Annotated in this window: 15 protein-coding genes and 1 tRNA gene; 11 read left to right on the top strand and 5 right to left on the bottom strand. The window is 66.8% G+C overall.

Going from position 1 to position 16,184, the window contains the following annotated elements:
- Positions 1-67: 67 nt before the first annotated feature.
- Together ACFWU5_RS17680 and ACFWU5_RS17685 are read left to right on the top strand one after the other, a co-directional pair.
- Positions 68-733 (top strand): MspA family porin, encoded by a 666-nt coding sequence (locus ACFWU5_RS17680; RefSeq protein ID WP_379239807.1) that lies wholly within the window; start codon positions 68-70, stop codon positions 731-733.
- A gap of 63 nt (positions 734-796) precedes the next feature.
- Positions 797-1,471 (top strand): MspA family porin, encoded by a 675-nt coding sequence (locus ACFWU5_RS17685; protein WP_379267945.1) that lies wholly within the window; start codon positions 797-799, stop codon positions 1,469-1,471.
- A gap of 113 nt (positions 1,472-1,584) precedes the next feature.
- Here the strand turns inward: ACFWU5_RS17685 and ACFWU5_RS17690 are convergent, their stop codons facing one another.
- The 3 genes from ACFWU5_RS17690 to ACFWU5_RS17700 all read right to left on the bottom strand — a co-directional run bounded on the left by ACFWU5_RS17690 (position 1,585) and on the right by ACFWU5_RS17700 (position 3,358).
- A complete protein-coding gene (locus ACFWU5_RS17690) occupies positions 1,585-2,253 on the bottom strand; it encodes an SAF domain-containing protein (protein ID WP_379239809.1) in 669 nt (222 codons plus the stop codon).
- 89 nt (positions 2,254-2,342) lie between these two features.
- Positions 2,343-2,669: an FmdB family zinc ribbon protein gene (locus tag ACFWU5_RS17695; RefSeq protein WP_379239810.1), complete on the bottom strand. Its 327-nt coding sequence runs from the start codon at positions 2,667-2,669 to the stop codon at positions 2,343-2,345.
- Between the two features lie 71 nt (positions 2,670-2,740).
- The gene (locus tag ACFWU5_RS17700; RefSeq protein WP_379267946.1) at positions 2,741-3,358 is read right to left on the bottom strand and encodes a 5-formyltetrahydrofolate cyclo-ligase; all 618 of its coding nucleotides are present in this window, start codon (positions 3,356-3,358) and stop codon (positions 2,741-2,743) included.
- 138 nt (positions 3,359-3,496) lie between these two features.
- Here ACFWU5_RS17700 and ACFWU5_RS17705 point away from each other — a divergent pair, with 138 nt between their 5' ends.
- From ACFWU5_RS17705 to ACFWU5_RS17730, 6 genes are all read left to right on the top strand, one after another.
- Complete coding sequence (locus tag ACFWU5_RS17705) at positions 3,497-4,423, top strand: UTP--glucose-1-phosphate uridylyltransferase (RefSeq protein WP_379267947.1); 927 nt, start codon at positions 3,497-3,499, stop codon at positions 4,421-4,423.
- 39 nt (positions 4,424-4,462) lie between these two features.
- Positions 4,463-5,722 (top strand): gephyrin-like molybdotransferase Glp, encoded by a 1,260-nt coding sequence (glp, locus tag ACFWU5_RS17710; protein ID WP_379239813.1) that lies wholly within the window; start codon positions 4,463-4,465, stop codon positions 5,720-5,722.
- Between the two features lie 12 nt (positions 5,723-5,734).
- The gene (locus tag ACFWU5_RS17715) at positions 5,735-6,385 is read left to right on the top strand and encodes a GNAT family N-acetyltransferase (protein WP_379267948.1); all 651 of its coding nucleotides are present in this window, start codon (positions 5,735-5,737) and stop codon (positions 6,383-6,385) included.
- Between the two features lie 136 nt (positions 6,386-6,521).
- Complete coding sequence (gene glpR, locus ACFWU5_RS17720; RefSeq protein ID WP_379267949.1) at positions 6,522-7,520, top strand: gephyrin-like molybdotransferase receptor GlpR; 999 nt, start codon at positions 6,522-6,524, stop codon at positions 7,518-7,520.
- Positions 7,521-7,617: 97 nt separating this feature from the next.
- Positions 7,618-7,690 (top strand) — tRNA-Ala (locus ACFWU5_RS17725).
- Positions 7,691-8,252: 562 nt separating this feature from the next.
- The gene (locus tag ACFWU5_RS17730; protein WP_379267950.1) at positions 8,253-9,842 is read left to right on the top strand and encodes a glycosyltransferase family 39 protein; all 1,590 of its coding nucleotides are present in this window, start codon (positions 8,253-8,255) and stop codon (positions 9,840-9,842) included.
- 60 nt (positions 9,843-9,902) lie between these two features.
- On the opposite strand, the gene ACFWU5_RS17735 is transcribed toward ACFWU5_RS17730, so the two are convergent.
- Positions 9,903-11,378 carry an MDR family MFS transporter gene (locus ACFWU5_RS17735; protein ID WP_379267951.1) on the bottom strand — a complete coding sequence of 492 codons (1,476 nt, stop codon included), beginning with the start codon at positions 11,376-11,378 and terminating at the stop codon, positions 9,903-9,905.
- 326 nt (positions 11,379-11,704) lie between these two features.
- On the opposite strand from ACFWU5_RS17735, the gene ACFWU5_RS17740 reads away from it, so the two are divergent.
- Positions 11,705-12,634, top strand: coding sequence for an alpha/beta hydrolase (locus tag ACFWU5_RS17740; RefSeq protein ID WP_379267952.1), 930 nt, complete (start codon positions 11,705-11,707; stop codon positions 12,632-12,634).
- Positions 12,635-12,641: 7 nt separating this feature from the next.
- On the opposite strand, the gene ACFWU5_RS17745 is transcribed toward ACFWU5_RS17740, so the two are convergent.
- A complete protein-coding gene (locus ACFWU5_RS17745) occupies positions 12,642-14,816 on the bottom strand; it encodes a hypothetical protein (protein ID WP_379267999.1) in 2,175 nt (724 codons plus the stop codon).
- Between the two features lie 189 nt (positions 14,817-15,005).
- Between ACFWU5_RS17745 and ACFWU5_RS17750 the strand changes: the two genes are divergently transcribed.
- Both ACFWU5_RS17750 and ACFWU5_RS17755 read left to right on the top strand, forming a co-directional pair.
- Positions 15,006-15,449 carry a GyrI-like domain-containing protein gene (locus ACFWU5_RS17750; protein WP_379267953.1) on the top strand — a complete coding sequence of 148 codons (444 nt, stop codon included), beginning with the start codon at positions 15,006-15,008 and terminating at the stop codon, positions 15,447-15,449.
- Positions 15,446-15,886, top strand: a complete 441-nt coding sequence (locus tag ACFWU5_RS17755) for an AraC family transcriptional regulator (protein ID WP_379267954.1) — start codon at positions 15,446-15,448, stop codon at positions 15,884-15,886. Before ACFWU5_RS17750 ends, ACFWU5_RS17755 begins: the two co-directional genes overlap by 4 nt.
- Positions 15,887-16,184 lie beyond the last annotated feature (298 nt).

Consider the following 16,184-nt stretch of genomic DNA (forward strand, 5'->3'; position numbering starts at 1 on the left):
TCCGGGCGCAACACAGATATCGACCTCGATGGTCGAGGTCGGATTTGCGTATACCTCGAGGGGAACAATGAGCTTGAACCGCACCAACCGCGTGCGTCGCGGCGCCTACAGCGCCGGCGCAGTGGCCGTGACGATCGGCCTGCTGTCGGCCGGTGCTGCCAACGCGGACACCTTCGTACCGCTGCCGGACGGCCAGAAGATGGGCCCCGGAGTCACTGTGAGCCGCACCGGCGAGCACGCCATCATCTCCCCGTCGCTGGCCGCCAACGGCGCCGGCCGTGTCGTGTGGGTGTCGGGCAATGCCCGTGCCGACGTGACGGCTACGCCGAAGGGCGAGGTCGGGCCGAACAATGGGGCGTCGAACCGTCCCGGCTCCAACAATTCGTCGACGCACGGTGCGTCGCAGCTGAATACGGGTTACCTCGTCGGATGCCAGGTGAGCATTGGCGATGACGCTGTCAGCGCTGGGCTGTCGGGTGGGGTGTCGACGGGTGGTGTGAGCGCGGGCGGATCGATCGGTCTGAACCTCGGACCGGGTCAGGTCGCCTTCGTGCAGATCGACGCCAAAGACATTCTGAAGCCGGGCGTCTACTCGGTCGAGTACCAGGATGCCGAGATCCAGATCCAGGGGTGCGCGGGCTACGCACAGGCGCGCTCGTACACGGTGGTCGAGATCATCGGTGACCACTACTCCAAGACCACGCTGTACGGTGCACCGTTCAGCATCGGCTGATCGTGCGTCCGGAATCGAAACTCTTTCTCTTTCACACGAATTAACCCTCGAGGGGTCACTGTGATGATCAACCGTAAGAGCATGGCGCGCGCAGCCGGTTTCACGGCAGCGGCGACCGTGGCGTTGGGTTTGCTTTCCACGGGTGCGGCAAACGCCGACACCTTCGTTCCGCTGCCGGGCGGCCACATCAGCAAGACGCTGTCCGACGGCACCGTGGTCGATATCAGCCTGGTCGGTGAGTCGGCCAACATCAATCCGTCGATGGGTGCCACTCCCGCTCACCGCAATGCGTGGGTTTCGGGCAGCGCACAAGTGTCGGTCTCGGGCGGTGGGAGCGGAAAGATCTTCCCGGGCTACACCGTGGGCTGCCAGGTCAATATCGCCGGCGGCGGCGTCACCGGCAAGGCCGAGGGCTCCCAGGCACCGCCGAAGGAAGGGGTCACTCCTCCGGCAGAAGGTGGCGTCAGCACCGGCGGTGAACTGTCGTTGGGCCCCGGCCAGTCGAAGTCCTTCTACGTCCTCGACCTGGAAATGGCCGACGACTTCGGCAACGAAACCCACAAGACCCGTAACGCTTTCAAGGGCGGTTCGGGCTCGGTGACCTGGGCCGACGAAACCATCGGCCTGTCCGGCTGCGGCGGCTACGCCCAGGCCCGCGCCTTCGTCAGCGTCGAGGTCGAAACCGACAACGTCATGAGCTGGGTGACCCTGTGGGGCGCCCCGTTCAGTCTCGGCTGACCCGATAGCACTACAGGACAACACGATCGGGGTTCGCTCTCGGAGCGGGCCCCGATTTGTCACGGCGCACAACCCGCCGATAACCCAGCGCGACAGTCGTTTCAACGAGTTCATCAATGGAACACCACCGTCAACGCGGTACGCAGCGACGCACCGGCCACGGCGGTCGCGTACTCGGTATCCAACGCGAGCAACACCACCCGCTCGGCCCCACGCCGATCACCCGTCGCGGTGACGAGCACGACCGCCGCATCGGTGGCCAACGTCCGCGCCGGCTTCGTCGCCCCCGGCCCGCCCGCGTCCTCGACCCCGACCACATCCACCCGATCGCCCGCCCGCAGAACATCGGCCACCGCCGCGTCAGCCAGTCGAATCGGCACGATCCGCGCATCGGCACTGCCCGCGGCAGCCGCGGCCAGACGTGGCCCGACGATACGCAGATCGGTGAAAGTCTCCCCGGCGTGCATGGCCCCGGTCAGCGTCGCCCCGAGCAGGGGAGCGGTCTCGCGCATGGATCCTGTTGGCAGCGAACGAGATTCGTGTTGATCCACCCGTAGGTCGTCGGCGGTGAGCAGCCGCCCCGGCGCGAGATCGCGAGCCGCGACGACCACCGCGACCCTGGCACCGCCGGGATCACCACGCACGAACAACACCACCGCGGCAACGGCCAGCACGGCGGCGGCGATGCGTCGCGCGAGCAGCGCATCGGCCCAGGCCGGACGATTACCGAGGACGAAGCGCCAGGAACTGCCACGTCCCAGATCGGCAAGACTGCGAGTCATGCCGAAAGCGTAGAACTGTCGGCGCGCGGAAAAGCCGCGAAAAACCCCGCCTGTGGATAACTACAGGCCTGTGGATAACTGTGAAAAAGTCAGCTGGCGGCGGCCGGAGCAGAGCTGCTCGGCGTGCTCGACGACGAATTCCCGCTTCCGGCAGATCCGTTGGAACCACTGGAACCGTTGGTGCTGCTGCTGCCGCCATCGGTCGAAGTCTTCGCCGGTTCACTCGCGGTGGACGCGCCACCACGGCTGTCGGTGCGGTAGAAGCCGCTGCCCTTGAACACGATGCCGACCGAGTTGAACAGCTTGCGCAGCTTCCCGGAGCACTGCGGGCATTCCGTCAGGGTGTCGTCGGAGAAGGACTGAACGATGTCGAAGCGGTTGTCACACTCGGTGCACGCGTACGAATAAGTTGGCACAGGATCCTCCGCAAGTCTCTCGTCGATCTAGCACTCTACCGCCGACACTGCCAACGTCGCGAATCGCCGTTTCATTCCGGCGAAACGGGCAGGTCGCGTCCCAGCTGTTCCAGGCCGTCACTGGGCGTGAGCACCCAACCCATTCGCCGATCGTGCGGTTCTTCGGGAAGCCGGTCGACCAGTTCATTATCGCGCACAACCGCGATCAGTCGAACGTCCGCACGTGCGGCGCCCAGGGTCCGGTCGTAATACCCCGCGCCGCGCCCGAGCCGCACCCCGCGCCGATCCACCGCCAGCGCCGGAACCAAGATCGTCACCGCCTCGGCGACCACCGCGGGCGGTAAGGTCTCGGTCGCCGGCTCGAGCAGTCCGTACCGGGCCTTGCGCAACGAATCCGCACCCTCGTACCGCGCCCAGCTCAGCGGCCCCGGCTCGCCGGTGACCGGCAGCAACACCGTGGCGCCGCGTTCGCGCAGCGCGTCCAGCATCCGCAGATCGCCGGGTTCCCCGCGAACCGGGACATAGGCGCACACGACCTCGTCGGCAGTGGCCAGACCGCTCGCCGCGCGGGCGAGCGCGGCCGCGTCGACGGCGTGTTCAGCGGGGTCGACTTGTGCCCGAGTGGCCAGGATCTCGCCGCGCCACGCATATTTGGTGCGCTCACCGGGCATCTCCACAGCGACCACCATAGTCTGCACTAGGCACGCAGCGGTCCGACGTCGCGAACGCACGGCCGCAGCATCGGCGCGACGTCGCCTCTAAGCTCTTGCCGACGCCGGATCGTCGCGAGGCACGATCGGACGGCACCGAATGGATAGGGTATGCGCATGACAGACAAGACTTCCGGTTTCCGCACTGCGGTGGTACCCGCGGCCGGACTCGGGACGAGGTTTCTGCCTGCCACCAAAACGGTGCCCAAGGAATTGCTGCCCGTGGTCGACACCCCCGGTATCGAACTGGTCGCCGCGGAGGCCGCCGATTGCGGCGCCGACCGCCTGGTGATCGTGACCTCGCCGGGCAAGGACGGCGTCGTCGCGCACTTCGTCGAGGACCTGGTGCTGGAGAGCACGCTCGAGGAGCGCGGCAAGTTCGCGCTGCTGGAGAAGGTGCGCAAGGCGCCCGGCCTGCTCAACGTGACGTCGGTCGTGCAGGAAGAGCCGCTGGGTCTGGGCCACGCGGTCGCCCAGGCCGAAGCCGTCCTCGACGACGACGAGCTGGCCATCGCGGTGCTGCTGCCCGACGATCTGGTGCTGCCGTGCGGCGTGCTCGACACGATGAGCCGGGTGCGTCGCGAGCGCGGCGGTTCGGTGCTGTGTGCCATCGACGTGCCGAAGTCGCAGGTCAGCGCCTATGGCGTGTTCGATGTCGAGGAATGCGCCGAGGGCGCGGAAACCGATGTGCTGCGGGTGAAGGGCATGGTCGAGAAGCCCGACCTCGCCGACGCGCCGTCGACCCTGGCCGCCGCCGGGCGCTACCTGCTGGACCGGGTCATCTTCGACGCGCTGCGCCGGATCACCCCGGGCGCGGGCGGCGAACTGCAGCTCACCGACGCGATCGCGCTGCTGATCGAGGAAGGTCACCCGGTGCACGTGGTGGTCCACCGTGGGTCGCGCCACGACTTGGGCAACCCGGGCGGTTATCTTCGAGCTGCTGTGGATTTCGCCCTCGAGCGGGAGGAATACGGCCCGCAATTGCGCGAGTGGCTGAACTTCCGGCTCAGTCCCGCGTGGGATCCGCAGTCGCCCGTCGCCTAAATGCGGTAGGTACGCCGCCGCCATAGATTCAGGAGCTCGATGCGCTCGGTTGAGGATCAGCTGATCAAGGTCACCGCCGCCGCGGTCGCACCCCGGCCGGTCCGGGTGGCGATTTCGGAAGCCCAGGGCTTGCTGTGTGCGGAGGACGTGGTCACCGAACGCCCGCTGCCCGGTTTCGACCAGGCCGCCATCGACGGGTACGCGGTGCGCAGCGTCGACGTGACCGCCGCGGGCACCGATGTGCGCGACGAGGAGGGCGAGCTGATCGACCTCACCCTGCCGGTGGTCGGCGAGGTGGTGGCCGGTTCGCGCCAGCCCATTCGCCTGCAGCCGCGGCAGACCGTGCGAGTCGATACCGGTGCGCCCATGCCGACCCTGGCCGACGCGGTGTTGCCGGTGGAGTTCACCGACGGCGGCCGGGCCAGGATCAAGGTTTTCGAGCCCGTACGCTCCGGCGATTACGTGCGCCGGGTCGGTGACGACGTGCAGCCCGGTGACGTGGCCGTGCGCGCGGGCACCATCATCGGCGCGGCTCAGGTGGGTTTGCTGGCCGCGGTCGGTCAGGACAAGGTTTTGGTCCATCCGCGCCCGCGCCTGTCGGTGATCTCGATCGGCGGCGAACTCATCGACATCGACCGCACGCCGGGCCCCGGCCAGGTCTACGACGTGAATTCCTACGCACTGGCCGCCGCGGCACGCGACGCGGGCGCCGATGTGAACCGGGTCGGCATCGTCAGTGCCGATCCGCGTCGGCTGCGCGATGTGGTCGAAGGGCAACTGGTGCGCTCGGAGGTCGTGGTGATCGCGGGTGCGGTCGGCGGCTGGGCGTCGGATCAGATCCGCGAGGCGCTGGACGGACTCGGTGAGCTGGAAGTGGACCGGGTCGCGATGCACCCGGGTTCGGTGCAGGGTTTCGGTCGACTGGGCCGCGACGAGGTGCCCACGTTCCTGCTGCCCTCCAACCCCGTGAGCGCGCTGGTGGTGTTCGAGGTGATGGTGCGTCCGCTGATCCGGATCGCGCTGGGTCGTCGGCAGCCGATGCGTCGAATTGTCACCGCCCGCACCATCACCGGCATCACCTCGATGCCCGGCCGCAAGGGCTACCTGCGCGCGCAACTGCTGCGCGACGAGGCGACCGGCGAGTACCTGGTGCAGCCGCTGGGCAACGGCAACGGCGGCTCCTCGCATCTGCTGGTGACGTTGGCCGAGGCGAACAGTCTGATCGTGGTGGAGCCCGACGACACCGACTTCCGCACCGGTGACGAAGTGCAAGTCGCGTTCCTGGCGCAGCGCGGCTGAACAATGGAGTCCATGAACGTTTTCCGGGCCGGACAGCATCCCGGCTGGCCGGCTCGTCTGGGCCCGGTCCAGGTGGCGGGTGGTCGAGTTACCTTGCGGCCGGTGCGTTTTCGCGATGCCGCCGCGTGGAGTCGGATCCGGCTGCGCGACCGCGACCACCTCGAACCGTGGGAGCCGACCGGGCGCGGCAGCTGGGAGGCGCGCAATCACGCGTCGAACTGGCCGTCGCTATGGACCAGTTTGAAGGCCGAAGCCCGCCGCGGGGCGATGATCCCGCTGGTCATCGAGGTCGACGGGCAGTTCAGCGGTCAGCTGACCATCGGCAATATCGTGCGCGGCGCGCTGCGTTCGGGCTGGATCGGGTACTGGGTGGCCAAGGATCTGGGCGGGCAGGGTGTGGCCACGGCCGCGCTCGCGCTGGGTCTGGATCATTGCTTCGGTCCGGTCGGTCTGCATCGCGTGGAGGCGACCGTGCGGCCGGAAAACCTTGCCAGCCAAGCGGTTCTGCGCAATGTCGGCTTCCGCGAGGAAGGTCTGATGCAGCGTTATCTCGATGTCGACGGTGCGTGGCGCGATCATCTGCTGGTCGGACTCACCGTCGAAGAAGTGCTGGGCACCGTGGTGGATCGCCTTGTCAGGGAAGGTCGAGCGGCGCTGCCGTGAAAATTCTGTTACTCATGTGGCAGGTGTGTTCGGCGCGCCTGCCACATGAGCGCGCGTGCCCGAATTAACCTACGGACGTCAGTGGTGCGTCCACAGATAGCCAACACGTAGGTGGGGACGGGAGGTGATGACCGCGATGCCGAACTCGATCCTGTGGATCGGACTGGTAGTGCTGTGGGTTTTCGTCCTGTTCCCGATCATGGCGGACCGTCATCCCCGCATCCGCCGCACCACCGATGCCGCGCTCGCCACCCGCGTGCTGCACCGTGGCGGGGCCGAACGACGGATCCGCATCGGCGCGGCGGGCGGTCACGACAGTGACCCCAACTATCGACCCCGTGTGCTGCGCAAGCGCTCCCACCGTACTGATTCGGAGGATCGGATGACATCCGAAGAACCTGTTACCGAAGACGACGACGAAAAGATCACCCCCGCAGTCGAACTCGAAGCTGCCGAGACCGTCGACATCGAGAACCCCACCGAACCTGGGGCTCTCGACGACGACGCGACAGAAGATGATGTGGTGGAACCGGTTTCGGCCCAGGTCGAGAACGAACCGCCTGTCGCCGCGCGCATCCCGGCCGCGCCGCCGGCACGTCTGGACGACCTGGTGGCCGACGACGCCGAATACGACGACGACGGCGAGGATTTCATCCCCTCGCGTCGCGGTCGCGGCGGCTACGACCCCGAGGCCGACGCGATCGCCCGCGCCGCCCGCTACAGCTTCCGTCAGCGCGCGGTCATGGGCTTGATCGTGGCGATGATCCTGTTCGCCACGATCGGCCTGCTACTCAACGCGATGTTCTGGTGGGCCTGTGGCCTGTCGGCCGCCGTCCTGGTCGGCTACCTGGCCTACCTGCGCAAGCAGGTCCACGTGGAGGAGGAGATCCGTCGCAGGCGCGCGGCCCGCCTGCACCGCGGGAAGCGTCCCGAAGCCACGGAAGCGGCCCCCGAGGCCGCCACCACCCAGCGCACCATGGACCGCGACACCGCACGCGCCCTGCGTCGCCGCTCCACCCTGCTGGACACCGACGACGAGGACCCGAGGTTCGAGTACCTCGAAATCTTCGACCCCGCCACTTCTCGCGCCCTGCGCAACCGGGTCGAAGACCTCGGCCACGCCGTCGGCGAGTAACTGGTGAAACCACGCAAATCCGCAGGTCACAGTACCGATTCGGTATCCGGGCGCAACCCCTGATACAGTGTCACAGCGCGGTTCACCAGAGCCGCACGGGGCTATAGCGCAGTTGGTAGCGCGTCTCGTTCGCATCGAGAAGGTCAGGGGTTCGATTCCCCTTAGCTCCACATCACGACGCCGCTCGACCACCCCGGTCGGGCGGCGTTCGTCGTATCGCTCCGAGGCCATGGGCCCGAGACGATCCGGGGCCTGTGCCCTGTCCTAACGGCAGGTGAATAAGCGCTTGCGCGCAAGGGGTATTTACGTTGCGACGTGATATGTGTCGGATTACAGAGTGAAATATTCATTCTTCACATATGCATGTGCGGCTGCCCATTGTTTCGGGGGCACGCGCGGTGACGAACTCGGGTTTAGTGGCGGCGTTACCGATTCCGGCAGAGTTGTTCATCACATTTCGTGCCCTTGCAATTCTTAGCGCAGGTCAAAGTGGTGATGACCACTGCGTCACGTTGATTTACAGCCATCAGCTATTGGTGTGAAGTTTATTTGCGGACCCGCTGGGTAGGCACTAACGTTTTGATAAAGATGAATTATCCGAGCAGGACCACGAGCGCTCGCGCTCGACAAGTTCGCTGCCGGGGAGGAATCGGTTCACCAGCGAACAGATGACGACGCACCTTCGGGAGGGGGTCGTCGCTCGGGTCTGTCGGAAAGCATCAGGGGCAGTTCATGACAGCGGTCGTAGAGGTTCGTACCGAGCCCGAAAGCATTCCGAATACCCACCCGACGTTCGCCTTTCGCGCAGTCGCGTTGATCGCCGCGATCGCCGGGATCATGTTCACGGCGACGGCGGCGCGTTACGACTACTTCGGCGACGAGCTCTACTTCCTTTCCGCCGGCAGGCGCCTGGACTTCACCTATGCCGACCAGGGCGTGATCGTGCCCATGTTCGCCTGGATCGCCGACCAGCTCGCGCCCGGATCGGTGACCGCGCTGCGGTTCCCGTCGGTGTTGATGTGCGTGGGCGCGATCGTGGTGGCGGCGCTGATCGCCTACGAACTGCGCGGCAACCACCGGGTGCAGATGCTGGCCGCGGCCGCGTACGCGCTGTCGGGGCTGGCAGCCAATCAAGTTGTGCTGAGCACGTTCTCGTTCGACGCCACCCTCACCGCCGTGATCACCTGGCTGTTCATCCGCTGGGTGCGCACCCGCCAGGACTGGCTGATCATCGCGGCGGGTCTGGTCGCCGCCCTTGACATGCAGGTGAAGTGGATGATCCCGATCGTGTGGGCGTGCCTGGGCCTCGCGGTCATCGTGTGCGGTCCCCGCGAAGTGCTGCGCCGCCCCGCGCTGTGGGTGGCCACCGGCATCCTCGCCTCGTCGCTGATCCCGATTCTGTACTGGCAGTCCCAGCACAACTGGCCGCAGCTGGCCATGGGCTCGGTCATCGGCGCGGAGCAGGATGCCACCGGCTACGGCCCGATCGGCTTCCTGCCGCAGTTCCCGATCCTGGCCGGCATCATGGGCACCCTGCTGCTGGCGATCGGCATGTGGGCGGCGTTCAAACAGGAATCGCTGCGCCCCTACCGTTTCCTGCCGGTGGCGCTGCTGATCATGACCGCGGTCGTCATGATCACCCACGGCCGGCCCTATTACCCCGGTGGCCTGTTCCCGGCCATCTTCGCCTTCGGTGCCGTCGGCCTGTGGCAGTACGACCGCAAACGGTGGATGAACCTCGCGCTGGTGCCCATCGCCGCGGCCTCGGTGCTGACGACCGTGGTCACGCTCACCGTGATTCCGCTGTCGCCCAGCTGGCGTACCCAGTCGGAGAACGCGCTCGATCTCGGACTCAAGACGGCGTTCTTCGGAAACACCAACTGGGCGTTGATGGTCGACGCGGTCAACGACGGCTACGCCACGCTGACGCCGGCCGAGAAGGCGAACGCCGTCATCCTCGCGCAGGGCTACCCGCAGGCAGGCGCGGTCGAGCAGTTCGGCCGTCAGTACGGCCTGCCCGCCACCTTCAGCCCCAGCCGCGGCTTCGGTTTCTTCGGCCCGCCGCCGGACTCCGCGACCACAGTGGTCTACGTCGGCCTCGACACCGCCGAACCCGACCTGCGCTCCCGTTTCACCGAGGTGCAGCGCGTGGTGCACCTCGACGACCCCATGGGCACGCCCGGCATCGACCGCATGACCGCGGTCTGGGTCTGCAAGGGTCCCAAGCAGCCGTGGTCGACCGCGTGGGACACCATGACCACGCTGTACTTCGACCTGGGCCTGTGGCGAGACCCCAACACCACCACCCGCCCCACCCGCTGAGTGACAACAGAACGGCCCGGTCATCGACCGGGCCGTTCTGTTATGTGCGGAGAACTACGGTCAGTGCTTGACCAGCTCCGGTGCATCCGATTCGTCCACCGGCGCGGCGTGCGGATCGACCGCCGCGCGGTTGGGCAGCAACACTGCCATGGCGATCACGATCAGCGCCAGGCCGGCGATGATCATGAAGGACAGGCGCATGCCGTCGAGGGTGGCGACCGCGACCGGGGTGCCCTCGTCGATGAGCGAGGTGCTGCGCGCGGACATCACGGTGACCACCAGGGCGGTGCCGAACGCGGCGGCCACCTGCTGGATGGTGCCCAGCATCGAGCTGCCATGCGAGTACAGGTGCATCGGCAGCGCGCCGAGACCCAGGGTGAACACCGGGGTGAAGGCCGCGGCCAGCGACACCATCAGCACGATGTGCAGGCCCAGCAGTTGCCAGTACGGCATGGTCATCGAGATCTGGGTGAAACCGGCGAGTGAGGCGGCGATACCGATCGAGCCGGAGATCACCAGTATGCGGCCACCGAACTTGTCGAACAGCTTGCCCACGGTGGGACCGAGCAGACCCATCGCCAGGCCACCGGGCATCACCAGCAGGCCGGTCTGGAACGCGGACAGCCCGCGTAGATTCTGCAGGTACAGCGGCAGCAGGATCATCGAACCCATCATCGCCAGGAACGCCAGCGACATCAGCACCAGTGCCTTGGTGTAGGTGCCCTGCAACAGCACCCGCAGGTCCAGCAGCGGAGTTCCGTTGCGCTGCAACCACACCTGACGCAGTGCGAACGCCGCGATCAGCGCGATGCCGCCCGCGGTGATCAGCGCCGCGACGGTGTAGCTGTCACCGTGGAACTTGCTCAGGCCGAACACCAGTCCGCCGAAGCCGAGGCCCGCCAGTGCCACGCTGGGCAGGTCGAGCTCGCTGGGCTGCGGTTCGCCGACGTTGTCCAGCTGTCGCAGCCCCAGCCAGGTCACCAGACCGGTGATCGGCAGCATCATCACGAACAGCAGGCGCCACGCGTGCGGGCCTTCGATCTGCAGGATCAGGCCGGACACGACCGGGCCCATGGCGGGCGCGACCGAGATGGCCAGGGTGACGTTGCCCATCACGCGACCGCGGTCCCGTTCGGCGACCACGGTCATCAGGGTGGTCATCAGCAGCGGCATCATCACCGCGGTGCCGCCGGCCTGAATGATCCGGCCGATCAGCAGTACCGCGAAGGTCGGTGCGAGGGCACAGATGACGGTGCCCGCGATGAACACGCCCATGGCGGTGGCGTAGGCCTGGCGGGTGGTGACCCGCTGCAGGAACCAGCCGGTGGTGGGGATGATCGCGGCCATCGTCAGCATGAACGCGGTGGAGACCCACTGCGCGGCGACCTCGGTGACCTGGAAGTAGTCCATCAGCGCTGGGATGGCGTTGATCATGATGGTCTCGTTGAGGATGACCACGAAGGTCGCCAGGACCAGCACGCGGACGACGATCGGTGTCTTGCCCTTCGTCATCGGTGGGGATATATCGGCTGGCATCGGTGGTACCTCCGGGAAGCGTGGTGGATTCGGCAGGGCGTTGCGTGGCCCGATGCCGAGTCGACTGCGTCGGCGGCATCACACGAGAAAAGACGGTTTCCGTCGGTCCAACTCATCGGGCGCGGTCGAGTATTCCGGGTGGGTACGACACAAATCACCTGGTTTTCCCGGTTCGCACCGGTAGATACGGGGTGAAAGCACCAGGTCACAGCGGTATCGAAACGAATCACACACCCGAGGGTGAGCCTGGTCACTGCCCGATCCCGACTGATAACTGGTCGCGTGTTTCGGGATACATCGCCTCGTTCGAGGGGTACAACGGGAGGGTGACTGCATCGAGAACGTGGCTTGCTGTGGTGTGCGCGATCGTGGCTGTGCTCGGCGGTTCCGTCCAGGCAACGGCGGATCCGGGGGCATATGTGGCGGGGGAGGCGCCGCTGGGTGGCCGGGCCGCGCAGATCGACGTGTACTCGCCCGCGATGGGCCGGGTGATCCAGAACAAGGTCATCAAGGCCGCCGGAGCCGGTGCGCCCACGCTGTATCTGCTCACCGGGGCGGGCGGCGGGGCCGACGGGATCTCCTGGTGGGACAACACCGACGTGCGCAATTTCTTCGCCGACAAGTTCGTCAATGTGGTGATGCCGGTCGGCGGCGCGTTCACGCTGTACACCGACTGGATCTCCGATGATCCCGCGATCGGTCGGGTGCGGTGGGAAACGTATCTGACCCAGGAATTGCCGGGCGTGATCGATGGCGCGCTCGACGCCAGCGGCCGCAATGCGATCGCGGGTGTGTCGATGAGCGCGTCGTCGGCGCTGGACCTGGCGATCCAGAGCGGGTCGCGGTTTTCCGCGGTCGCCGCGCTGAGCGGTTGCCCGTGGGCGTCGGATCCGTTGGGGATCGCGATGGCCAGCGCGCAGGCGGTGCGTGGCGGCGGAAACCCGGGAAACATGTGGGGCATTCCGGGCGGCCCCGGCTGGCAGGAACACGACGTGTTCGCCAACGCCGGTCGCCTGGCGGGCAAGACCGTGTTCCTGTCGGCGGCGACCGGTTTCCCCGGCCCCGCCGACCGCGGCCTGCCCATGCCCCCGATCGAAACCCTGGCGGGGGCGTGCACCGCCGCGTTCGCCGGGCGCCTCGGCCAACTGGGTATCCCCGCCATCCACGTGCACCGGCCGACCGGCTCGCACACCTGGGGCCAGTTCGAGGCCGACCTGCACGAGGCCTGGCCGCACCTGGCCGCCGCGATCAGCTGACCCGCCGCTACGCCCGCACCGGCACGACCGCGGGCGTAGCGCCGATCTCGTTGTCGCGCTTGCGCATTCGATACCACCACTGCAGCCCGCCGACACCGAGCAGCGCCACCAGCGCCGCGGTGAGGCTGATGGACAGGCCCGGCGGCCGCCAGGTCACCGTGAGCTGCGCGTTCTTGGTGCCGGGCGGAATATCGACCGCGACGAAGGTCCCCGCCACGGCCCTGATCGGGATCTCGTCGCCACCCAGCGTGGCGGTGTAACCCGGCCAGGCCAAGCGCGACAACACGATTCGACCGCCGGTGCCCGAGGACACGGTGGCGCGATTGGTCAGTCCCGCTTCGGGCATGACGGTGGCGTGCACGCCGGATTCGTGGGCGATCAGGTCGCCGGGGGAGGGCAGTGGGTTCACCCGTTCCAGCACCGAGATCTGATGCTCGTGCCCGGGGTAGTGGACGAAGCGCCACCCGGCGGGAGCCGGATCTTGGTCCGCATGCGGATACTGACTGCGTTGCAGGACAACACGATCCAGCCGCATCAAATCGACAATCGGTGTGTCGGTGGAAGGTTCGACCGCGAACGCCCGCCGGTACGCATCCGGACAGGTCCCGCCATCCCACGCCATGCACAGCATCCCCGCGAAAGCCGCATGTCCGACGGGCGTGTACCCGTTCACATACTGCAGCCCGAGGTTCTTGGCGTAACTGCCCAACGCGATGGAACCGTAAGTTCCTGCGAGCGTGCGCTCTTCGTTGCGGACCATGATCCGATCCGCCAATTGCAGTGTGCGCCCGTCGAAGTCGGGGAACGCCGCGGTCATCTCCGACCGCCGTTCGGGAAAACCGTAGGACAGCGGCGTCATCGGCGCCGCCACCACCTGCGCGAACGCGATCGGGAACGTCGCGCAGATCGTCAACGCGGCCGCGGCGGCGGTCCCGCGCGTGCGCGCCAGCCACACCACCGCGGCACCGAGTCCGACCACCACGAACACCGCGAGCGCGTGCCGCTCGACGAGTTCGGGTGCGGCGGAGAACGATCGGAGGAACAGCAACCCGATCAACGCCCCCGCCGCCGCGTACCGCCGACGCGACCAGGCGAAGTCCCCGTAGCGACTGATCAGCACACACACCAGCACGAGCGCCGCGATCGCCACCATCGGCAACACCCGCGCGGGCCACCGCAGCGGTCCGATCGCGCCCGGCCCCGCCGTCCACATCAGCGTCGCCACCGCGAACAGCGCGATCCCACTCCACTGCGCGGCGTGACGCGCCGCGGCCTTCCAGTCGATGAACGCCAGCGCCGGAATCACGAACCACGCGATGTAGACCATCGGCAGCGGCTGCACATGCCCCCACCAGCCCGTGAACGCCGGCACCGTGCTGGGCAGGCTCGCGTTCAGCGATTCCGACCACGGCACGGTCAGGAAGGGATCGTTGTGGATGGTGGACACGTCACCGCGCCAGGTGGCCTGCGAGGACAGCAGGATCGGCAGATTCGCGATCATCGACGCGAGCACCGCAAGGCCCGCCGCCGCCATCATCCGCAACACCGGCGCCCACGTGCGCTGATACAGATACTCACCTGCGGCCACGGCGGCGATCATCAACCCGGATTCGACTGCGGGAAAGGCATATTGGATGGTCAGCGCCAGGTACAGGAACACGAACATCGGAATCGGCCCGGTGCGTCCGCGCGTGTACAGCACCGCGCTGGCCCAGGCGTTCACCAGCCACGCGGTGCCGGTCTGCGAGGTGAACCAGCTGGCGGTGTCGAAGAACAGGAACCAGCCGCTGAACGGAAACGCCACGCCCGCCACCGCTGCCCACGGCGCACGCGCCCCGTAGGCCAGGCAGATGCGGAACACGCCGATCGCGGCGATCGCGGAGAACACGAACTTCACCGCGGTCGCGTACAGCGCGAGATTGTCGAACGAGGGCGCGAGCAGGTACACCAGCAGCTGCGCGGGGTTGTAGAGCCCGGCTTCCTCGAGGCTGTAGTTGCCCGCCATCCATTCCCACGGCACCATCGCCGGGAACCGCCCCGCGCGCAGTTCGTTGCCCAGCAGCTGCCACATCGGCACGTATTGCGCCTCGGTGTCATCGGTATAGAAATGTCGCGAATCCCCGAGCAATACCGCCAGATAGCCGACCGCCACGGCGGCAACGACAATGCCTGCCCACTGCATCACTTGTTTTCGCGGTCCGAGCTCCGCGCGTACCCACACGATCGCGGGAGCATACGGGTTCGAGGTGAATCGGGCAGTAACAATGGCTATCCCGCACACAAAGGTGGACGTTTGTCCAGCTCAGATGTGGTTAGGGTGGGGTTTGATAGCATGGCGCAACCGAGCAGGACCCTTCGAGAGAGTCATCAATTGCAGTTCGAAATCGTCGAGCGGGACCAGACCTGGGTGGCCGGTCTCCCGGTCCGCAGTCCCAAACGCGCGCTCGGTGAGCTGCGCGACCGAGACCTCGAAGCGGCCTGGTCGGCGGTCCTGCATCAGGACCTGGGCGGGCCGCTGGCCAGCGCGTACACCGACTACACCGGTGAGCTGAGTACCTACAACACCCAGATCGTGGGCTACCAGTGCGATTCGCTGGAGCAGGTCACGCGCGGACACCTGGCGGTGCGCCTGCCGCGCGGCACGTACGCGCGCTTCTCCTCGGTGGGTAACTTCCCCCAGGTGATGACCGACCTGTGGACCCAGATCGCCTACGCCGAGGAGCACAACCAGATCAAGCGCACCTTCACCGGCGATTTCGAGTGCTACCCGCACGCCTACAAGATCGACCTGTACCTGGCGGTCGACGCGCGATGACCTATTCGATCGTGGTGCGTGGCGCCGCGCTGTACGGCGGCCTGGTGGTGCCGCGCGTGCACCCCAGTTTCAAGGTGAGTAACAGCGACCTGATCGAGTTCCTCAAAGGCAGGCTGCGCGAGCGCCCGGTCGGCGGCGAACCGCTGCAGACCGTGTACGTCCCCGACCCCGCGGGCAACTGGAACGCGCTGGTCGCCCGCGAATTCACCGACCCCGAGCAGGTGCCGGTCGGCGATCTCATGCTGCGCGTACCCAAGGGCATCTACGCTCGGTTCGCACCCAACGGCGACTATCACGACCCGGTCGAAGACGTGTGGGCGCAGGTCGACGACGCGACGGCGTCGGCGGAGATCTCGCGCGCCTACCGCGAGGAGATCGAGGTCTGGCACGGGCCGGACGCGGTGGAGTTGTTCGTGTCGATCACTGTCGATAGCTGAGAGTTAGCCGAATTCGAACCGATCGGTTTGGAATTGCTCGACTCCTGTGCGGCCAACGGGTCTGACCTGCGCTTATTTCAACTGGCTCAGAAGGTTTCCGGAAAATTAGCCACTCGTATGGTGCATTCGTTCCAAATGGCGGATACTTCACCCGTTGGCATCGGTAGGAAGCCGACCGCGCGCGGGCGTAGAGCACGGAGTAGGAAGCACGATGGCTGTCGAAGTGAAATTGGCTGGAGTGTGGTTGCGCAGCATTCACCGTCGCACCGAATCGGCTGAGGTGTTCCCGGCGCGGGAG

It is taken from the genome of Nocardia sp. NPDC058640 (assembly GCF_042716995.1).
GTDB lineage: Bacteria > Actinomycetota > Actinomycetes > Mycobacteriales > Mycobacteriaceae > Nocardia.

What these genes read in the sequence shown, in the direction of transcription:
- ACFWU5_RS17700 (WP_379267946.1), bottom strand. Translation starts at nt 3,358, where the DNA reads ATGGTGGTCGCTGTGGAGATGCCCGGTGAGCGCACCAAATATGCGTGG.
- ACFWU5_RS17685 (WP_379267945.1), top strand. Translation starts at nt 797, where the DNA reads ATGATCAACCGTAAGAGCATGGCGCGCGCAGCCGGTTTCACGGCAGCG.
- glp (WP_379239813.1), top strand. Translation starts at nt 4,463, where the DNA reads ATGCGCTCGGTTGAGGATCAGCTGATCAAGGTCACCGCCGCCGCGGTC.
- ACFWU5_RS17730 (WP_379267950.1), top strand. Translation starts at nt 8,253, where the DNA reads ATGACAGCGGTCGTAGAGGTTCGTACCGAGCCCGAAAGCATTCCGAAT.
- glpR (WP_379267949.1), top strand. Translation starts at nt 6,522, where the DNA reads ATGCCGAACTCGATCCTGTGGATCGGACTGGTAGTGCTGTGGGTTTTC.
- ACFWU5_RS17735 (WP_379267951.1), bottom strand. Translation starts at nt 11,378, where the DNA reads ATGCCAGCCGATATATCCCCACCGATGACGAAGGGCAAGACACCGATC.
- ACFWU5_RS17715 (WP_379267948.1), top strand. Translation starts at nt 5,735, where the DNA reads ATGAACGTTTTCCGGGCCGGACAGCATCCCGGCTGGCCGGCTCGTCTG.
- ACFWU5_RS17680 (WP_379239807.1), top strand. Translation starts at nt 68, where the DNA reads ATGAGCTTGAACCGCACCAACCGCGTGCGTCGCGGCGCCTACAGCGCC.
- ACFWU5_RS17705 (WP_379267947.1), top strand. Translation starts at nt 3,497, where the DNA reads ATGACAGACAAGACTTCCGGTTTCCGCACTGCGGTGGTACCCGCGGCC.
- ACFWU5_RS17755 (WP_379267954.1), top strand. Translation starts at nt 15,446, where the DNA reads ATGACCTATTCGATCGTGGTGCGTGGCGCCGCGCTGTACGGCGGCCTG.
- ACFWU5_RS17745 (WP_379267999.1), bottom strand. Translation starts at nt 14,816, where the DNA reads ATGCAGTGGGCAGGCATTGTCGTTGCCGCCGTGGCGGTCGGCTATCTG.
- ACFWU5_RS17690 (WP_379239809.1), bottom strand. Translation starts at nt 2,253, where the DNA reads ATGACTCGCAGTCTTGCCGATCTGGGACGTGGCAGTTCCTGGCGCTTC.